The sequence below is a fragment of the Steroidobacter sp. genome (genome assembly GCF_036406195.1).
Lineage (GTDB): Bacteria > Pseudomonadota > Gammaproteobacteria > Steroidobacterales > Steroidobacteraceae > Steroidobacter.
Genome location: NZ_DASWVW010000052.1, coordinates 1 through 18,524, shown reverse-complemented (window position 1 = coordinate 18,524; position 18,524 = coordinate 1). Strand labels below are relative to the sequence as shown.

13 protein-coding genes are annotated in these 18,524 nt (G+C 63.1%); 5 read left to right on the top strand and 8 right to left on the bottom strand.

Annotated features, from left to right (window positions below; genetic code table 11):
* Positions 1–3 precede the first annotated feature (3 nt).
* A complete protein-coding gene (locus VGE08_RS19910; RefSeq protein ID WP_331069669.1) occupies positions 4–723 on the top strand; it encodes a TetR/AcrR family transcriptional regulator in 720 nt (239 codons plus the stop codon).
* A 50-nt stretch (positions 724–773) separates the two neighbouring features.
* Entirely contained in the window at positions 774–1,433 is a 660-nt protein-coding gene (locus tag VGE08_RS19905; protein ID WP_331069668.1) for a MarC family NAAT transporter, read from the top strand.
* Between the two features lie 3 nt (positions 1,434–1,436).
* On the opposite strand, the gene VGE08_RS19900 is transcribed toward VGE08_RS19905, so the two are convergent.
* Positions 1,437–1,574, bottom strand: coding sequence for a hypothetical protein (locus VGE08_RS19900; protein WP_331069667.1), 138 nt, complete (start codon positions 1,572–1,574; stop codon positions 1,437–1,439).
* Positions 1,574–3,334 (bottom strand): biosynthetic-type acetolactate synthase large subunit, encoded by a 1,761-nt coding sequence (gene ilvB / locus VGE08_RS19895; RefSeq protein ID WP_331069666.1) that lies wholly within the window; start codon positions 3,332–3,334, stop codon positions 1,574–1,576. Before ilvB ends, VGE08_RS19900 begins: the two co-directional genes overlap by 1 nt.
* 557 nt (positions 3,335–3,891) lie before the next feature.
* On the opposite strand from ilvB, the gene VGE08_RS19890 reads away from it, so the two are divergent.
* Both VGE08_RS19890 and VGE08_RS19885 read left to right on the top strand, forming a co-directional pair.
* Positions 3,892–4,773, top strand: coding sequence for a LysR family transcriptional regulator (locus VGE08_RS19890; protein WP_331069665.1), 882 nt, complete (start codon positions 3,892–3,894; stop codon positions 4,771–4,773).
* Positions 4,774–4,953: 180 nt separating this feature from the next.
* Positions 4,954–6,105: a response regulator gene (locus tag VGE08_RS19885; protein WP_331069664.1), complete on the top strand. Its 1,152-nt coding sequence runs from the start codon at positions 4,954–4,956 to the stop codon at positions 6,103–6,105.
* 25 nt (positions 6,106–6,130) lie between these two features.
* Here the strand turns inward: VGE08_RS19885 and VGE08_RS19880 are convergent, their stop codons facing one another.
* The 4 genes from VGE08_RS19880 to VGE08_RS19865 all read right to left on the bottom strand — a co-directional run bounded on the left by VGE08_RS19880 (position 6,131) and on the right by VGE08_RS19865 (position 12,070).
* A complete protein-coding gene (locus VGE08_RS19880) occupies positions 6,131–7,393 on the bottom strand; it encodes a GGDEF domain-containing protein (RefSeq protein ID WP_331069663.1) in 1,263 nt (420 codons plus the stop codon).
* Positions 7,394–7,577: 184 nt separating this feature from the next.
* On the bottom strand, positions 7,578–9,425 hold the full coding sequence (locus VGE08_RS19875) for a hypothetical protein (RefSeq protein ID WP_331069662.1): 1,848 nt from the start codon (positions 9,423–9,425) through the stop codon (positions 7,578–7,580).
* A gap of 172 nt (positions 9,426–9,597) precedes the next feature.
* Positions 9,598–10,623 carry a class 1 fructose-bisphosphatase gene (fbp, locus tag VGE08_RS19870; protein WP_331069661.1) on the bottom strand — a complete coding sequence of 342 codons (1,026 nt, stop codon included), beginning with the start codon at positions 10,621–10,623 and terminating at the stop codon, positions 9,598–9,600.
* Between the two features lie 190 nt (positions 10,624–10,813).
* Complete coding sequence (locus VGE08_RS19865; protein WP_331069660.1) at positions 10,814–12,070, bottom strand: diguanylate cyclase; 1,257 nt, start codon at positions 12,068–12,070, stop codon at positions 10,814–10,816.
* Positions 12,071–12,426: 356 nt separating this feature from the next.
* Here VGE08_RS19865 and VGE08_RS19860 point away from each other — a divergent pair, with 356 nt between their 5' ends.
* Positions 12,427–13,224, top strand: a complete 798-nt coding sequence (locus tag VGE08_RS19860; protein ID WP_331069659.1) for a GIN domain-containing protein — start codon at positions 12,427–12,429, stop codon at positions 13,222–13,224.
* Positions 13,225–13,239: 15 nt separating this feature from the next.
* Here VGE08_RS19860 and VGE08_RS19855 read toward each other — a convergent pair whose 3' ends face one another.
* Positions 13,240–17,622, bottom strand: a complete 4,383-nt coding sequence (locus VGE08_RS19855) for a DEAD/DEAH box helicase (RefSeq protein WP_331069658.1) — start codon at positions 17,620–17,622, stop codon at positions 13,240–13,242.
* Between the two features lie 214 nt (positions 17,623–17,836).
* The coding region (locus VGE08_RS19850; protein WP_331069657.1) for a DUF4351 domain-containing protein at positions 17,837–18,524 on the bottom strand (688 nt) is incomplete at its 5' end.

Below are 18,524 nucleotides of genomic sequence, written 5' to 3'. Positions count from 1 at the left end.
AATATGAGCACCAAACGTCGCAAGGTCCGGCGGGGCCGACCGCTCAAGACCGACGCCGCGCCCGACATGCGGGAACGCATCCTCGATGCCGCCGAGGATCATTTTTCGCGCCATGGCTTCTGGGGCGTGACCGTGCGCGAGGTGGCGCAGGAAGCCAAGGTCGACACCGCCTTATTGCATTACTACTTCAACACCAAGCGCGGCCTGTTCGACGCGGTGTTCGAGCGGCGCGCCGAGATCATCAACCGGGAGCGCATCGAATCCATCGATGCCTATGTGCAGGCGGCCGGCGAGGACATCACCGTCGAGGGCGTGATCGATGCGTTCCTGCAGCCCATCCTGCGCCGCGCGGCGACCGGCGATCAGCGCTGGCACAACTACTTCGCCCTGATCGCGCAGGTGAACAACACGCCGGCCTGGGGCGGCGAGACCATGGGCCGTACTTTCGATAACGTCATTCACCGTCTCATCGACGCGCTTCGCAAGGCGCTGCCCGGCGTGAGCGAGCAGGAGCTGTACTGGAGCTACCACTTCCTGTCCGGAGCGCTGACGTTGTCGCTGTCGCAGACCGGGCGCATCGACCGCTTGTCCGAGGGGCTGTGCAAGTCGAGCGACTTCGAAGCCATCGGCAAGCGCATGGCGCCGTTCATCGCCAGCGGCTTCGAGCGACTGTGCGCGCCATCGCTCAAGGCGGCGCCGGCAAAACGCAAAAAGCCCACCTGAGGCGGCCTGGATTGGGGTAAAAACGTCGCTCCTGAGCAACGGGCCGCTGCATGAATTGGATTGCCGAAGGACTGACTTACGTTTTGAGCACCATCGCGGCGCTGCTACCCATCGTCAATCCGCTCTCGGCGGTCGGCATGGTGGTCACCATCACCGCCAACCTCGACGAGCACGAGCGCACCGAGCAGATCCGGCGTGCCTGCATCTACATGTTCTTCATCCTCACCTCGTTCCTGGTGGCGGGTGGCTTGATCATGAACTTCTTCGGCATTTCCATTCCCGGACTGCGCATCGCCGGCGGCATGATCGTGAGTTATCTGGGCTTCCGGATGCTGTTTCCGGATACGGTCGCAATTTCCCGGCAGGAGCAGATTGAGGCAGCCGCCAAGGAGGATGTGTCGTTCACTCCACTGGCCATGCCAGGCCTGAGCGGTCCGGGTTCCATCGCCGTGGTGGTCGGCTTGTCGGCCTCGGCGCAGCAGAGCGAGCACATCGTGGTGAGCCACATCCTGATCTCGCTCGGCATCGCCGTGGTCGGTGTGATTTCCTATATCACGCTGCGGGCCGCGACGCGGCTGTCGAAGGTGCTGGGCGTCGCCGGCATGAATGCGATGGCTCGCATCATGGGCTTCCTGCTGATCTGCATCGGCGTGCAGTTCATCATCAACGGCATCCTGGACGTGACCAGGCTGGTGCGGACCGTCGCCTGATTCTCAGTGCGAGCCGCGCCTCAGAGCAGTCTCCAGGCCGGCTTGCGCGCCTCCCACTTCCAGGATCGTGCCGGCGCGCAGTTCCACTTTCTCGAACTCGGCCGGGGTAATGGGCGGCGCCAGCCCGTTTGCCTCAGTCATCACGACTCCTCTACGCATTGTGTTGCATGATCGAGCGCATCGATGTTCCCTGCTCCGGGCGCCACCATCGGCAGCACCTGCTCCGAGGCTGCGATGGGCACACGGATCAGCGCGGGGCCCCGGTCGGCAAAAGCGCGTGACAAGGCATCTTGCTGATCGCGAGCCTCGCCAAGATCGAATGCCGGGACGCCGAAGGCCTGTGCGATAGCGACGAAGCGGCTCGGCCGGGAGTACAGCGACGCCACGAAGCGCTGCTGATAGAACAGTTCCTGCTGCTGGCGCACCAGGCCAAGCGCGGCATTGTCGAGCAGCACGATCTTCACATTCAAATCCAGCTCGGCCAGCGTGGCCAGTTCCTGCACGTTCATCAGCAAGCTGCCGTCGCCGGTAAAGCACACCGTGGTCGCGTCGGGCGCGGCCAGCGCTGCGCCGATCGCTGCCGGCAGGCCGAAACCCATGGTGCCCAGGCCACCGGACGTCAACCAGCGATCCGGCCGCTTGAACGGAAACCGTTGCGCCACCCACATCTGGTGCTGGCCCACATCGGTGCTGACGATGACATCGGCCGGCGCGATCGCCCCCACGGCCTGCACGATTCCATACGGCGAGCACAGATGCTGAATGCCGGGTGTCAGCAGAGGATGGCCATGCTTGAGTTGATTCACTCGCGACAGCCATAAGGTGCGCTGAGTCGGCGGCACGCGCTCCAGCAACTCTTGCGTCGCCAGGCCGGCATCCGCGCAAATGGACACGTCAGCGGCCTTGATCTTGCCGAACTCGCGGGGATCGATGTCGATGTGAATGATCCGCGCGTGCGGTGCGAATTTCCTGGGATCGCCCGTTGCGCGATCGTCGAAGCGTGCGCCTATGGCGATCAGCAGGTCGCATTCATCAATGATCAAATTGGTGTAGCGCGCGCCGTGCATGCCAAGCATGCCGATGTCGAGGGCATGCCCCACGGGCAAGCAGCCAAGCGCCATCAGTGTCGATGTGACTGGCAGCCCCGCCCGCTCCGCCAGTTTTCGAATCGCCGCATGCGCCCGCGCCTTCACGATGCCGCCGCCCACATACAGCACGGGACGCTGCGCCGCGTGGATCATTTGAGCGGCGCGATCGAAGTGCCGGCGCGCATCGAGCATGGAAATCGATTGACCGTGCGGCCTCGCATGAGTCACCGATAGCGCTGCGGATTCTTGTAACGACCCCGCACAGGCAGACTCGCTATCCGCGAGCTGCAGCTGAACGTCCTTCGGCACGTCGATCAACACTGGTCCCGGCCGGCCGCTCTCCGCGATACGAAACGCTTCGGGAATCACATGCCACAGCTCATTCGCATTGCGCACGAAGAAGCATGCCTTGGTGAGGGGCCGAGCCATGTCGATGGTCGCCACTTCCTGAAAGGCGTCGGTGCCGATCAGGGCAGTCGGTACCTGTCCGGAGATGCACACCAAGGGAATCGAGTCGAGCTTGGCGTCGGCCAGCGCCGTGACCACGTTGGTGACGCCGGGGCCGGACGTTGCTAAACAGACGCTCGCTTTGCCGGTGATTCGCGACAGGCCTTGCGCGATGAAGCCCGCCGCCTGCTCGTGCCTGGCCAGGATGTGTCGAATGCTGGTCGAGCGACCCAGCGCCTCGTACAGCGGCAACAGCGTGCCGCCGGGAATACCCGCGACGATGTTCACGCCCTGCCGCTCCAGCAGGTGGATAGTGAGATCGGCTCCGCTCAGTTTCGGTGCCGTGGCCGGTTGTGTCGCAATCATGCAGAGGGCTCCTGGTTGGGGAAGCCATCGGTGCGCCGGCGCTGAAAACGAAAAACCCCCGCCGGCTTTGCACCGACGGGGGTCGTGGATTCGTATATTAATAATTCCCCTACGGCGCGTAACTGATAGCTACGACCGGTACTACGACGTTGATCAGGTTGATGATCACGGCGATGGGGGAGGAGGTATGGGGCACGTGCGGGTTAGTCACTCGAGTCAAGTGTCTGCACTATAGCCACCTCGTGCATAACCTGACAAGTGCGATCACACGCGCGCACTCGATGCGGACCAACATAATGCCCGGTACGGCGAGTGACCCGGCCGCCGGTGCGGGTCATTGCTCACGAGTTTGTTCGATGAACGCCTGCGCGGCTCGATCCAGTAGCGAATCGCGAGATCGGCAGTTGCAAGATATGCGTGTTTTCAGACATCGAGGTCCCGCAGCGCTGCGTTCATCATCGGCTGTGCGCGCCTCGCTGACCAAGCTACTCTTATGATTCCACCCTCCCAGACCGTCCATTTGCAGTTGCCGGGACCGCTGCGCGAAAATCGACCACATGCAAATCGAGCGCAATGAAGTCCGTTGTTTTCACGCCGTCGTCGAAGCGGGCGGCTTCAGTCGCGCGGCCGAACGATTGAACCTGTCGCAGTCGGCGGTCAGCCAGGCCATTGCCAATCTCGAGCATCGCCTGGGCGCGGTGCTGTTACGTCGAGGCAATCCTCCGCAGTTGACCGAGGCTGGCATCCGATTGCTGCGCTACGCGGAGACGGTGCTGAACGAAGAGCGCGAAACACTGGCCGATATCGCGCAGATCAAGACTGGCGCGCTGTCGACATTGTCGCTGGCGCTCTCGCCCGCCACCAATGCGCGTTTCGGTATTGCTCTGCTGCGTGAATTCTCGGAACGCAATCCGCTGACCCGCTTCAAAGTCACCGTCGCGCCGAGCCGCGAGATCGTGCACGGCGTATCGGATGGGCGCTGGGAAGTCGGCTTTGGTCCCTTGCAGCACACCATGCCGGACTACTTCACGGTGTATTCGTGCTTTTCCGAGACGCGGCGCCTGATGATCGCGCGGGACCATCCAAGCCGGGAGGCGCTGAAGCGCGATCCGCAAGCCACCCTCCGCACGTTGCCGTTGGTGACTTCGTATCTCGACGAGGCCCCGCGCCGGCCCAGTGGCGACCGGTTACGTAATGCCTTCGCATCGGTCTGGGAGGTCAGTCACATGGAGTTGCGCCTGGCTCTGGTGGCCGAGGGCAAGGCCGTGACCTACGTCTCCAATCTGGTGACCGAATTGCCACCGGAGCTGGAGCACATCGAGGGACTGCCGTTTTCCAGCATCGAACGGCAGGTGGGCGTCTATCACCTTCGTCATCAGCCACTGTCGCAAGCCGGCGCCCGTTTCCTGGCCTTGTGCCGGGAACGCTGGAATATCTGAACGAGCTACTGTTCGGTAACCGCTCTGTACGTCACAAAGTTTGCCGCTTACTCCATTCTCCTAAGCATCAGGCGGGAAACTCGCTCAAGGCGCGCGGCCGCCCCGCTGTGATAGGTTGCTCGCCGGGCAGACTGCGTCCGGCGCAGACGCGATTGTGTAAATCATCTTCAGCGGGGCGTTATGTTTGGCTTCACGCAGTGGTGGCGCAAATGGCGCTGGCCTGCGATTCGTGGTGATTCATCTGCGGACGCGGGCGTCGTGCAGCTGCGGGCAATCAACAAGCGATTGCAGTTGTACCTCGATCGCGCGCCGCTGGCCTGCATCGTCTGGGATACGCATTGCACCGTGCGTGCCTGGAACCCGGCTGCCACCGCCACCTTCGGCTACACCGAGGCCGAGGCCATCGGGCGGCACATCCATGAGCTGGTCGCCACGCCCGTCAGCAAGCCCCTCATGGACCAGGTTTGCCCGCAGCTGCTGTCCGGCGTCGAATTTCCCTATGGCGTGGTGCTCGAAATGCGGCGCAAGGACGACAGCCGGATGCAGTGTCACTGGCATCTGGCGCTGGTGGATCGCGGCACCGCCGATGAGGGCGTGATCGCCTTCGCCAGCGACGTGACCGCCCGGCTGCAAGCCGAGCGCGATCGCGAGCTGCTCGAAAAGAGTCGCGCCCTGGCCGCCATGGCCGGCGGCATCGCGCACGACTTCAACAACATTCTGCTGGCGATCTGCGGCAACGCGCGACTCGCCTCCGAAGACCTGCCGCCCGATCATCCGGCGCAACTGTCGCTGAACGAAGTGCAGCGGGCCAGCAACCGCGCGGCCGGCATCATCAATCAGATCCTGGCGTTCAGCGGCAATGAAGAAGCCCAAAAAGACGTCGTGCTGTTCCAGGAGGTGTCCACACCCAAGCTCGCGTCGCCGTCGCACGTGCCGCGGGGCGAAGGGCAAAGCGTTCTCTATGTGGATGACGAGGAATCGCTCGTATATCTCATAACCCGCGTGCTGCAGCGTCTGGGCTATCGAGTGGCCGGCTTCACCGATGCTCACGAAGCCTTGGCCGCGTTTCGTTCCGATCCGACGGCGTATGAAGCGGTGGTCACGGATTTGTCGATGCCAGGCATGTCCGGCATCGAGTTCGCGGAGCATGTGCTGCGTTTGCGGCCGGAGGTGCCGGTGGTGATGACGTCAGGTTACGTGCACCCCAAGGACCGGGAATCGGTGATGAAGAGCGGCGTGCGCGATCTGCTGCTGAAGCCCAACACCGTGGAAGAGCTGGGCGATGTGCTGCACCGGTTGATGCTGCAAGCCCGGACGCAGCGCGACTCCTGAACGCGATATTTCTTTGTTTGCGGCGTCAGCCGGTGGCCGCGATGACCGGGTCGAAAATCACGAAGCGATTCCTGCCGGCGGATTTGGCCTTGTAGAGCGCCTCGTCCGCCTGGCGGTAAAGCATTTCGAAATTCGCCTCCGCGCCCGGCGCGACGCAAATCCCGATCGACACGCCGAAATGCGAGCGCCCGGCGTGGTCATCCTGCGCGAACACCTTGCCGAGAATGCGTCGTGCGATCTCGGTCGCCGCGTCCAGGTCGCAGCCGGTGGCGAAGATCAGGAACTCATCGCCGCCCATGCGCGCACAAATATCTTTCTCGCGCACGCTGTGGCGAATCGTATCCGCGACCTTGACGATGAACTCATCGCCAGCCGCATGCCCGTAGATGTCGTTGATGCCTTTCAAGTCATCGATATCGACCAGGATCACCGCATAGGACGAGGCCCGTGCCTCCAGCGCCTCGCGCGAGAATCTCAGCGCGCCGCGGCGATTGAGCAGTTGTGTCAGCTCGTCCCGGATGGAAATGCGGTACTGCTCTTCGATGCGGTCCTGGACGTGATAGTGATAGCGCGCCACCAGATATCCGATCAGCAGCGCGATCAGCACCGCACCGACCATCGAGCCGTAGAAGATCGCGTGAAAGCTGGATTCCTGATCCAGGTAGTACTTGATGTCGAAATCGACGCCGACGAAACCGCTGTAGCGTCCCTGGCTGTCGTAGATGGGGGTATGGCCGGAAAGGAAGGTGCCGTAAACATCGCGCTGAAACTTCGGGTAGACATAGGTCTCGCCGGCCGCGATCCGCTGCAGATAATCGGGGTCGGGGTCGACGTCGATGGTCTCGAACGGCTCCATGTATGCCGACGGCCGCAGCTTGCGCGAGGTTTTCAGATCGCTGGACGCTGCGGTGTCGACCACGAAGACGCTTTTACCGCCACGCTCCATCATGGTGTAGACGTAAAAGATCTCCGGGGCCGCCGAGTGGAAGCGCACCAGCGGCGCGACTGTGCGCTCGTACAGCTCGGGTGTGTAGTTGGCGGGGTCGAGCAGCTGCCGGTGCAGGTCGCCGTCCACGACGCTCGCCGCGATCTGCGCGATCTCGGCCACGTGCGAGCGTAGAACCTGCATTCGCGCGTTCTTCGACAGCAACTGTGGAACCGCGACAACGACAAGCAGCACGACCAGTGACGCGAGCGTCACCAGCCAGAACATGCGTGGCGAGATTTTACGGAAGTCGCGGAACATCGGCTCTTTTAGAACACTCCCACCATCGTTGTCCTCGTCCATTGGTATTGTTGCATACAGTCCGGGACGGCAAGACGAAACACGTCCCAATACGCGGAACGGGAGTATCGCGCACGCGAGCGGCGTGGATGGTGGAAGCCCCGAGCTAGGGCGGGTTCAGCGGCGGCAAGCTCGTTGACTTGTTCAGGGCCGGTGTGCCGGCCCTGCCGAACGGGCGGGATGAAGGCTAATCCAGCCCCTTCCAGCAATGCATCTGCGCCAGCTCGATGGCGCTACGACGACGCAGGCGCCAATGGCGCTCGCGCTGCTCGCGTTCACGACGCAACTCCGGCCAGCGTTCGAGGTATGCGGAGAGCACCTTTTTGTCCGGCGAATAACGGGCGAACGCTTCAGCGTGGGCTGCGCGCAACGCGAGCGCGCCGTTGTAACCGCCGAAGCCCTGAGTCGCGCACAAGGCGCCACCGTCGGTATTGCCGGTCACCGGCGCCGATTGCAGCTTGAACGACTCGGCCACCGCGCCGAGGTCCGGATCCAGCTGGCGCAACGTCGGCACGCCGACCGCCTGATGGCCCAGCAGGAATTGCAGTGCCTGTGACACGGCCTTCAAACCGGTCTCGCCCATGGTGTGGCCATCGCCGACCGCCTTCGGTGTGCCCACTGCCATGGTCGGTAAGGTGCCTTTGATGCCCTGGCGTTCCGCCGCCGTCGCACGAGCGCTGGCCGCGGTAGTGAGATCCGTCTTCGAATTGGTGCGCGTACCGGTCGCGTGCGCGACCAGATACTGGAACTCGGAGGCGCGGTAACCGTGGCCGCGATAAGCCAGCTCGAGCGCATGGATCAATGCGTTCTCGCCACCGAAACCCACACCGGCGAAATGCGCCTTGCCGCCCGCCTCGCCGCTTTGACCCCAGCCGACGATGATGGAGGTGATGTCGAGGAAGTTACGCAGAGCGAAATCCAGTGTCGTGACCAGCAGGCCCGAGCCGCCCTCGCCCACGACCGTGCCATTGGCGTCGATGTCGAATGGCGCCAGGCTGTCGGCCACCGAGCGCTGCTCGGTTGGAGCCCGGCTGGCGTTAAGTGTTTCCAGCTTGGCGCGGGTCATCAATGCGCCCGGGCCAAACGCATCGAGAATCTGCCAGTTCGGACGGGTGGCCGCGTCCGCCGCCGTCCACAGCGTCAATTGCGGCCGCTGATAGCCGGGGTAGTCCAGCAACATCTGCGGCGCGAACTCGCAAAACACGATGGAGCTCGAGGCGCAGGCGCCGACCGCGTTCAGCGGCGCTTGCGGCACACGCATGTAGCCGCTGGCCGAACGCAACGAATCCAGCAGCTCTGGATGTTTCAACGACTTGCTGAGCGAATACGATGGCGCCAGCATGGTCGACAGCAACGCCGGACCATGCGACGACAACGAGTTGGCCAGCCGCATCGCGAACTTGTCGCGCAGCTTGTCGTTCTCCGGCGTGACACTGCCGGCCGGGCGCAGCTGACCGTATGCGTCGAGGCCTGGGAAGGCAGTTGCCCCCGCCACGCGAAACTCGTATGGGTTGACGATCAGCTCCGACAACGACACCGGCAGCGCCGCCAGCGCGCCCAAGCCGCTGTAGGCAAACAACTGGGCCTGCAGCGACGGACCCAGGCGCGGATCGTCGTCGAACAAGCCATACATGTCCTTGAGCGCCGAATCGCGCACATCGCGATAGGTGAGTCCGCCGAGCCGGCGCAAACCACCGCGATCGAAGTCGTGCGGCAGGGAAGCGGCGACATCGGTAACCACCGAGTTGCCGAGCGCGGTGAGCTCGTCGATGTGACGGATGCCGAGCGAAGCGCGCAGCTTGGCGCCATGCAGCCGTTCGATTTCGGCCGGCGTGGTGCTTTCACCGCCGGTCCAGCGAAACTTCAACGAGCCGTCGGCTTGCGGGTCGATGTCCACCAGGCCGGCGTCGAACGCCGCCAGGCCGATGAACTCCGTCGCGCCAGCGACACGCGCTAGATAGGTTTCCGTGCTGCCTACCGCGGAGATCGAGCAGGGCGTTCCTACCGTGACAAGGACTTTATCGGCCGTGAGCACAAGCTTCCCAGAGAGCTGACTACTGGGATGGAAGAATACACTCACGCGCCGCAGGTTGCTGCAACGCGCGGACTTCCACAGTCATTTACGGGGTCCGCGGATGGCCCCCGGAAAGATTTCGTGGCGGTTTGGCGGCGATTCAGCCAGACCCGGTCCAAGTCATCGGCTCGGGTCACGGACTCGGTGACAAATGCTCGGCGACGTGATCGACCTCTTCGCTGCTGCCGATAATCACCGGTACGCGCTGGTGAATGTCAGTCGGCTTGATGTCGAGAATGCGCTCGCCGGGCGCGCACAGCGCCTTGCCGCCGGCCTGCTCCACGATCATGGCCATCGGATTGGCTTCATACATCAGACGCAGCTTGCCCTTGGGCGCCTTGCGAGTCGGCGGATACATGAATACGCCGCCCTGCAGCAGAATGCGGTGGACATCGGCCACCATGGCGCCAGCATACCGGCTGGAATAACCGTGCTCCTGCGCCCAGCTCAGATACTTCTGATAACCCTCGGGAAAGCTCAGGCGATTGCCTTCGTTGACCGAGTAGCACTTGTGGGCTTTCGGAATGGTCACTCCCTGCGCCACGCGCATGAAGGCGCCATACGCGGGATCGAGCACGAACATATCCACGCCCAAGCCGATGGTCAGCACGAACACGGTCGACGAACCGTACAAAACATAACCGGCCGCGACCTGTTCGGCGCCGGGCTGGAGCAAGGAAGCCTGCGGCTGCGACGAGCGACGCTCCTTGCGCAGGATGCTGAAGATGGTGCCGACCGAACCGCACACGTCCAGGTTCGACGAGCCATCCAGCGGATCGAACAACACGCAGTATTTGCGTTCCGCCGAGTCGTCGGTGCGCAGGATCACCGGCTCTTCGTTTTCTTCCGAAGCGACGATGGCCACGCCTTCCCGGCCGCCGAGCGTGCGCAACAGGATGTCGTTGGCGATCACATCCAGCTTCTGCTGCTGTTCGCCCTGCACGTTCTGATTGCCGACCGTGCCGAGCACATCGTCCAGCCGTGCGCGCCGGACATGCGACGCAATCATCTTGGCGGAGATCGCCAGCGCCGAAAGTATCCACGAGAACTGGCCGCTGGATTCCGGATAGCGCGTCTGCTGCTGCAGGATGTGCGACTGGAGCGTGACGATTTCGCTGGGACGAGCGGGCATGACGGCGGGCGTGTCGATGGCGGACATTGCGGCTGTGAGACTCCCCTTGCTACTAACTTGGATAACGATCGCCGACCCCTGCGAGTTCGGCGCGAGCGAGAAATGTATCACCCGCGCGCAGCGCTCCAATGGTTGTCGTTGGTTGATAACGCTGTCCTGTTCGACTAACCCGCGTCGACGCAGCTCATCGATGATTTAGCAAGCGTGTGTCGAGGGATCAGGCCGCTTCGGTACGAGCGCGTTTGCGCGGCACGCGGAAAGCGCCTGTGCTGAGCGTCGCGTACTCGCGATCCATCACCACCGTGCAATTGCGGCCGCCTTCCTTCGCGGCGTACAGCGCTTCGTCGGCGAGCTGAATCAAGCCGTCGTGGTGACGGCCTGCCTGCGGTTCGACGCAAGCGGCGCCGATGCTGACCGTGACATACGGTCCGACCGACGAGGCCGGATGCGGAATACGCAGAGCTTCGAGATTGGCGTGCATTTCCCGGCACAGCTCTTCGACGCGATCGCGTTTCACATCGAACAACAGCACCACGAATTCTTCGCCGCCATAGCGAGCGGCGATATCCAAGGGACGGCGCGCCGACTGCTCGATGACGCCCGCCACGCGCGCCAGGCAGTGATCGCCGGCCTGATGACCGGCGTGATCGTTGAACGACTTGAACTGATCCAGATCGACCAGCAGCAACGCCACCGAAGCGCGCGTGCGAATCGCTTGATTCCACAAACGCTCGATGTGCACGTCGAACATGCGCCGGTTGCCGATGTTGGTCAGCGCGTCACGATGCACCGAGTCGGTCAGCATCATGTTCCTGAACCAGTTCAACCGCTGCGTGCGCGAGAAGCTGTAATGAAAGAAGAAGCCGAGCAGCAGCGCACAGCAGGCCATGATCACATCGAAGAGACGCTGCCCGCTGTTCAAGCCCGCGACCCAGCCGGTGAGCCCGTATGCCACCACGATGGTCGTCGCCGTGATGGTGGCTTGCGTCTGCATCATGCCGAACAGCATGTACGCCGACAGCACCAGCATGGGCACCACCGAGCTCAACGAGTAGCCCTGCCGGTGCATCAGCAGGTCGAACGCGACGATGCACAAGCTCTGCAGCAGCGACACGGCGGGCGCGGCGAATCTGATCCAACTCGAATAGAGCCTGGTGTAAGTGACCAGCAGCATGGCCGTGCACGTCGGCAGCAGCACGGCGAAGCGGAGTATGTCCACCGTCGCCATCTGGTCGGGCGCGAACAGCGATTGGCGCAGAGAGTGGAAGGGCCCGCCCGCCAGCGATGCGATCAGCAACAAGCCCATGGCCGGCAGCATCGTGTACTTCAGCCGCTCGCGCGCATGGTCGGTGTGCCAGTTGCGATACTGGCTTTCCAGCGGTTCGGCAAAAGTCAGCGGCGGCAACAGCCTGGCGAGGCGGTCGCGGAGGGGATTGGGTCGGCGCTGAGTCGGGGACTGGGGCTTCGTCTGCACAGAAGGAGGTTAACCCTGCAGACGACCTAAGGGCACGGATCAAAGTCACGCTGCCCTCACAGAGGGTGTCGCAAATTGGCGAATTCTTAAGTCGGAATCGTAAATTTGTGACGTACATCACAAATTTGTATCCCCCAGGCGGGCGCAGCGCGGACTCTGGCACGGCTCCGAAGGCGCCAGTGCAGACCCAGTCGAGCTTTGCACGCACGTTCGGAGGGCCCGGTAACGATTTGTGATCGAGGGCTCACCGGCGCCGGGCCGCGATTCGCCGGCACTCTCTTCCGTTGCGCGCGCCGTCGGCTCAGCATGGCCGCACCCGTACTATGTGAAATGAAGCCGACTCATCCGAGGTCGCCATGAACCCTTATTCGACGCTTGCCGCTCTAGCTGCTGGCGCAATGCTCTTGAGCGGCTGCGGAGACCGCGCCACCGGCTGGGGCGACAAAGGGCCGCTGGTAAGCGAGCGACGCGAAGTCGCTTCGTTCGACTCCATCCAGATGGATGGTGCAGCCAAGCTGGAAATCACGGTGGGCGAGCCGGCCTCGGTTCAGGTCAACGGACACGAGAAGGCAGTCCGCCGCATGCAGACCGAGGTGCGCGACAACACGCTGTATATCAAAGGGCGTTCACGGGATTGGGTGATCCGGGACAACAAGTCGCGTCTCACCGTTCAGATCACCTTGCCGCGGCTCGAGTCGCTGGAGCTGGAGGGCGGTAACGATGTGAGATTGGCCGGCTTACGCGGCGGACATACGAGGATCAGAGCGGCCGGCGCGGCAAACATCAACGGCGATGGCGAGCTCGATGAGCTCACGGTACGAATGACAGGCGCCGGCCACGCCGATCTCGCCAGGCTCGCGGCTGTCGATGCGACCGTGACGGTGGACGGCGTAGGCAGCGTGATCGTCAACGCACGCGGGTCGCTCGATGCGACGATGAACGGCGTCGGGGCGATCTTCTACACAGGCTCGCCGAGCAAGGTGAACGCCCGCATGAACGGGCTCGGCACGATTGCTCAGCACAAGTCCCGTGGAGACTCGAATGCCGAGCCCGAAAAGCCGGAACCCGTCGATCCGGATTCGTTGCAACTGGAGCGTGAGGACCCGAAGACGGAGTCGGTGAGCCGCAAGTACGGTCAGACCGTCATTATTTGAGAGTCATCTGGCGGCCTACGCCAGATCGGCGAGCGGCGCCGGCACCTGCCTGCGCAACAACGCGCCGCGAACCTGCCATTGCTCAGCTGGAGCCAACTGCTCGATGAACTTCACTTCACTCCCGGCGTACAACGCTACCGGTACGCCGTCTCGATACAACACTCGGTTGCCAGTCAGCGCAGGCAAGCGGCCGCCCGGTGTGAGGATGCCGACGAGGTTCAGCGGATCGGCTGCGGAGAGCGACACCAGCTGCATGCTGTCCTCTCGGCGCCGGACTTCTCGCAGCTGACCGATCGCCTCGGGCAAGGCGAACTGCTCGCCGGAGAAACCAGTAACGAATCGACCGCCGCGAATTTCTCCGCGCGCTTCCAAACGACGCAAACACATCACCAGGTCGCGCCAGGGCGGCAACCAATCCGCTTCGCGTTCCAGCAGTTTCCAGAACACGACGCCCCAACGCTTCAGCAGCGTGCGACAGATGTGCTCGATTGCTTCGTTGTTACGCGCGGGCACCAGCTTGCTGTCTTCGGACTTGATTTCTTTTCTTCTGACCAGCGCCCATCGGCCAGCGTCCTGCATGGCGAAGACGGCAAGGCGTTGCCGGCGACGGCGGTCGCGTCCGCTCGGGCGGCGACGATCCGCGGGCATCAGCAATGCGCGCAAGCCCCCGAAGCTGTCCGAATTCACCAGGCCAAGTGCCACCAACTCGCCCAATGCTTCTTCGACCTGCACAGGCAGCAGGCCAACATGGTCGACGATCTCGTCGTAGAACGACGCGCCGTTGTCATCGATGTATTCCGCCACCTGCCGAGCTTTGTCGGTGAGCTGCGAGCGCTCGGTGCCGCTGGAGAACTGCGACCAATGTTTCACATTGCGTCGTGCCAGCAGAGCAATGGGCGTCGAGCGCACCGGGGCAGCGCCGCGTTCCGAATCACCATTGCGGGTGGCGAGGCGAGTCCAAATGATGCGGCCCGCCAGACATTGCTCGTCGAGCCAGGCAGGGTCGTATTCGGCAATGCGTGTCGGCAGTATTTCTGTTTCCCATGCGCCAGCGGGCGCATCGAAACCCTCCAGCTGCGCGAGGATGGCCGGCACTGCATCCGGGCCCTGCATGCGGGCGCTCGGAGTAACGCGCTGCCAATCGAACAGGAAGCGCAGAAAATCGCGGGCCTGGACCGGCTCGATCTCGGCGCGCAGCTTCTTGACCGTGTAGCGATGGATGCGAGCGAGCAAGCGCCGATCGCACCACTGCGTGCCATCGAGCTCGGGATCGAAGGTACCGCGCATGGCTGTGCCTTCGGCTTCCAGTGCGAGCAACGCACCATCCACGATTTCGACGCTTGCACCAAAGGAGGCCGCGAGGCTCGATGCCGTTTCGGGCCCCAGTCCTTCCAAGCGGCCACGCACGATTTCGCGGGCCGCCTCATCGGGCTCGCGCTTGCCTGCATAGGCCGCGGGGACTGTGATTGACGCGTCCAATGTCACGTCTGGGAATATCGCCTGGAAATAAGGCACGCGCTCGGCGGTGACAAAAATCCCGGTGGCGCCCACGTCGAGCCGGGTCAAGCGTCGCTGAGTGATCAGCTCCTGGCACAGTCCTGGCCACAACGGCTGACGTTCGACTTCTTCGCTCGTCATGAAGGTGAGCCACAGCAAGGCATCGTGCAGCTGATCCGCCGTTCCCGCGTCGGGCCACGCTTCATCACGAACGCGAACGATGGCCGCCGGGTCCAGCTTGCCGATGTCGGAGGCGGATTGCGGGTCCATCCAGCGGCGGCTCATCACTGCCTGCGTGCGACGCTCTTCCAGCGGTGCGTCGTCGAGATAGGCGTAGGGCCGTGCGCTCAACACTTCCAACGCCAGCGGCGACGGCTCGGTGAGATCGCGCGCCTCCACCTGAATCCGGTCTTCGATCAGGCCCAGCAGCAGACGCTCGAAGCCGCTGAAGTCCATGGCCTCTTCCAGACAATCGCGCACAGTCTGTTGTACCAGGGGATGATCGGGCACGACGATGTCGCCGACGATGTTCTCGCCGCACGCGACTTGATCTGGGAACACCGAAGCGAGCAAGTCCTCGGCATTCATGCGAGCAATCTGGGGCGGCACTTTCTTGCCGCCGCGGCAGCGCGGCAGCGCTAGCGCAATAGATGCACCCCAACGCCAGCGAGTGTTGAACATCGGCGCCGCCAGCATGGCCTGGATGAGAATGTCCTTGGCCGTGTTGGGATGCAGGTACTTCGCTACGTCCAGCAGCTCGAAACTGTGCGAGCCGGTGAGCGACAGAATGATGGTGTCCTCGGTGGCCGCCGCCTGCAGCTCGAAGTTGAAGGTGCGGCAGAAGCGCTTGCGCAACGCCAGGCCCCACGCGCGATTGATGCGGCTGCCAAATGGCGAATGAATCACCAGCTGCATGCCGCCGGATTCGTCGAAGAAACGTTCGAAAATGACCTTCTGCTGGGTGGGCAGCGAACCGAGCGCGGCTTGGGCCGCCGCCAGATAGGCAACGATCTGGGCTGCCGCGATGGCACCGATGCCCAACTCTTCCGTCAGCCATCGATAGGCACTGGAGGCAGTGATATCGCCGCTGTGCGAGTGCTCATCGAAGCGCTTCGCGATTTCCTCGCGCAGCCGCGAAACCGAAACGGACAGCTCGTCGGCGCGGCCCGGCGCCTCGCCAAACCAGAATGGAATCGACGGTGGTTCGCCTTTGGCGTCTTCCACCCGAACCGTGCTGCGTTCGACGCGCAGAATGCGATAGGACGAGTTGCCGAGCTGGAAGATGTCGCCGGCCATGCTTTCGACGGCGAAGTCTTCGTTGAGCGTGCCGATCAGATAGCCCTCGGGCTCCAGCATCACCTGATAATCGGCCGTGTCCGGAATCGCACCCCCCGACGTGATCGCCGTGAGGCGCGCGCCTTTGCGGCCTTTGATGATGTGATTGACCGCATCGTGATACAGCAGCGCGCCATGCCGGCCACGTCGGGTCGTGAAACCTTTGGCGAGCATGTGCACGATTTCGTCGAACGACTCGCGCGTCACGGACTGGAACGGATGCGCATAGCGCACCAGCTCGAACAATTCCTGTTCCGTGCAATCCCGAGCCGCCGCTTCGGCGACGATCTGCTGGGACAACACATCGATCGGCGCGACTGGAATTCTCAGTCGATCCAGCTCGCCACGGCGCACGCTGTCGAGCAGAGCCGCGCATTCGACCAGATCATCCCGGGACTGAGGAAACAAACGTCCCTTGGGTGTGGCGCCCACCGCATGGCCCGAGCGTCCCACTCGCTGCAGAAATGCATTGATCGATCGCGGCGAGCCGATCTGGCACACCAGGTCCACGTCACCGATGTCGATGCCCAGCTCCAGCGACGAAGTGGCTACGAGTGCCTTGAGCTGGCCGTGCTTGAGACGTTGCTCGGCGTCGAAGCGCAATTCTTTCGCGAGACTGCCGTGATGCGCCGTCACTGATGGTGGCGCGCCCTTGGGCGCATCCTTATCCAGCCGCTCGCTCAGCTGGCGGCAGATTCTTTCGGCCGTGCGCCGCGTGTTCACGAAGATGAGCGTGGTGCGATGCTCGTTGATGAGCTGCACCAGCCGGTCGTAGACCTGCCCCCAGGTTTCGTTGGACATCACCGCTTCGAGCGGCGCTTCGGGCATTTCGATCGCCAGGTCGCGCTGGCGGATGTGGCCGCTGTCAATGATGGCGCAGTCGGCCGCGCCGCTCGGCAACTGGTACCGCCTGCCAACGAGAAAGCGAGCGACTTCCTCGATCGGCTGTTGAGTGGCGGACAGGCCGACACGAGTGAGTCTGCGGCCGACCAGCGCTTCCAGCCGCTCCAGTGACAGGGACAGATGCGAGCCGCGCTTGCTACCCGCGACGGCGTGAATTTCATCGACGATGACAGTGCGCGTGGTGCTCAGCATCTCGCGACCCGATTCCGAGCCCAACAGGATGTAGAGCGACTCCGGCGTCGTTACGACGACGTGCGGCGGCTTCTTCCGCATCTGATTGCGCTCAGACTGCGGCGTGTCGCCGGTCCGAACCCAGGTGCGAATGTCCACATCGCGCATGCCCAATTCGAGCAGCTTGTCGCGGATGCCGGCGAGCGGCGCCTCGAGATTGCGATTGATGTCGTTCGACAGCGCCTTCAGCGGCGACACATAGACAATGCGCGTCTCGTCAGGCAGGCCGAACTGCTCCCCTTCGCGGACCAGCTCGTCGATGGCGGCCAGAAAAGCCGCCAGGGTCTTACCCGAGCCTGTGGGGGCGGCGATCAGTACATGTTTTCCCGACTGAATGGCCGGCCACGCATCCGCCTGCGCCGGCGTGGGGGCGGCGAACGTCTGGCCGAACCAGGCGTCGACCGCCGGATGGAAATAGGGTGTGTGCGTCATGGGAGCGGCATCGAGCATACCCCAGACGTTGTGAGCTACGGCACGACTTCAAGAGCCGGACTGGTTCAAGCGCTGGACTGGGGGATGGGTCGTATGCTGCCGCCCATCCCTGCCAGTAGCCGTCTTGTTTAAGTGAAGTGACAGATTCGCGGAATCTCGACGTAGGTCGTACGTGCTGGCGTGCTGGCTATAAATAAATGTGCCCCTTTTGTCTTTACTCCCCCTCGAACAGCGCGTCGAGCGTATCGACTTCCAGCAGCCGCTCACCCCAGCACTCCAGCTGTTCGGAGGGCGCCTGCCGCAGCCGGGGTTGAACCCAATCGGGCAGTTCGCCAAATCGCCTGCGCAACTGCCGTAACAGCAGCTGCGCTTCGCCGGCCTGCATGCCTTCTTGCATACCTTCCCGCTTGAACTCCTCGCCCCATTCTTGGATCCGGTCCGCCAGCATTGTGCGCATCTCCTGTAAGTCATCTATGCCCGTCACCGGTTCGGCGGACAGCTTGGGGAGTATAATCCTGCCGATCCACAGGGCGAATGCACGGCTGAGGCTTCTCTGCTCCGGGCTCCGCAACCACTCCACCAGCGCCCCCAGAACAGTATCGATCTCCTCGCGACTGCGGCTGTTCTCCAACCGGAACAGCGCTGCCACGAGGTTGCACAGCGGCAGATCGCTGGCCCGATAGCATCCTTCGTCAATGAGCAGATAGCGCGCCTGCGGTTGGTAGATCTCCAACCCTGCCGGTCCGGGCTCGACCAGTGCCGCCAGTTCCTGCGCCGCGCCCCAGCGGGACTCGCCGTTGTACAACACAATCGGCAGCACCGGAGGCAGCCGTCCACGCTCGATCTGTTTCGTGTGGATCAGGTCCTGATACAGCAATCCCACATACGTGAGGATGCGCACC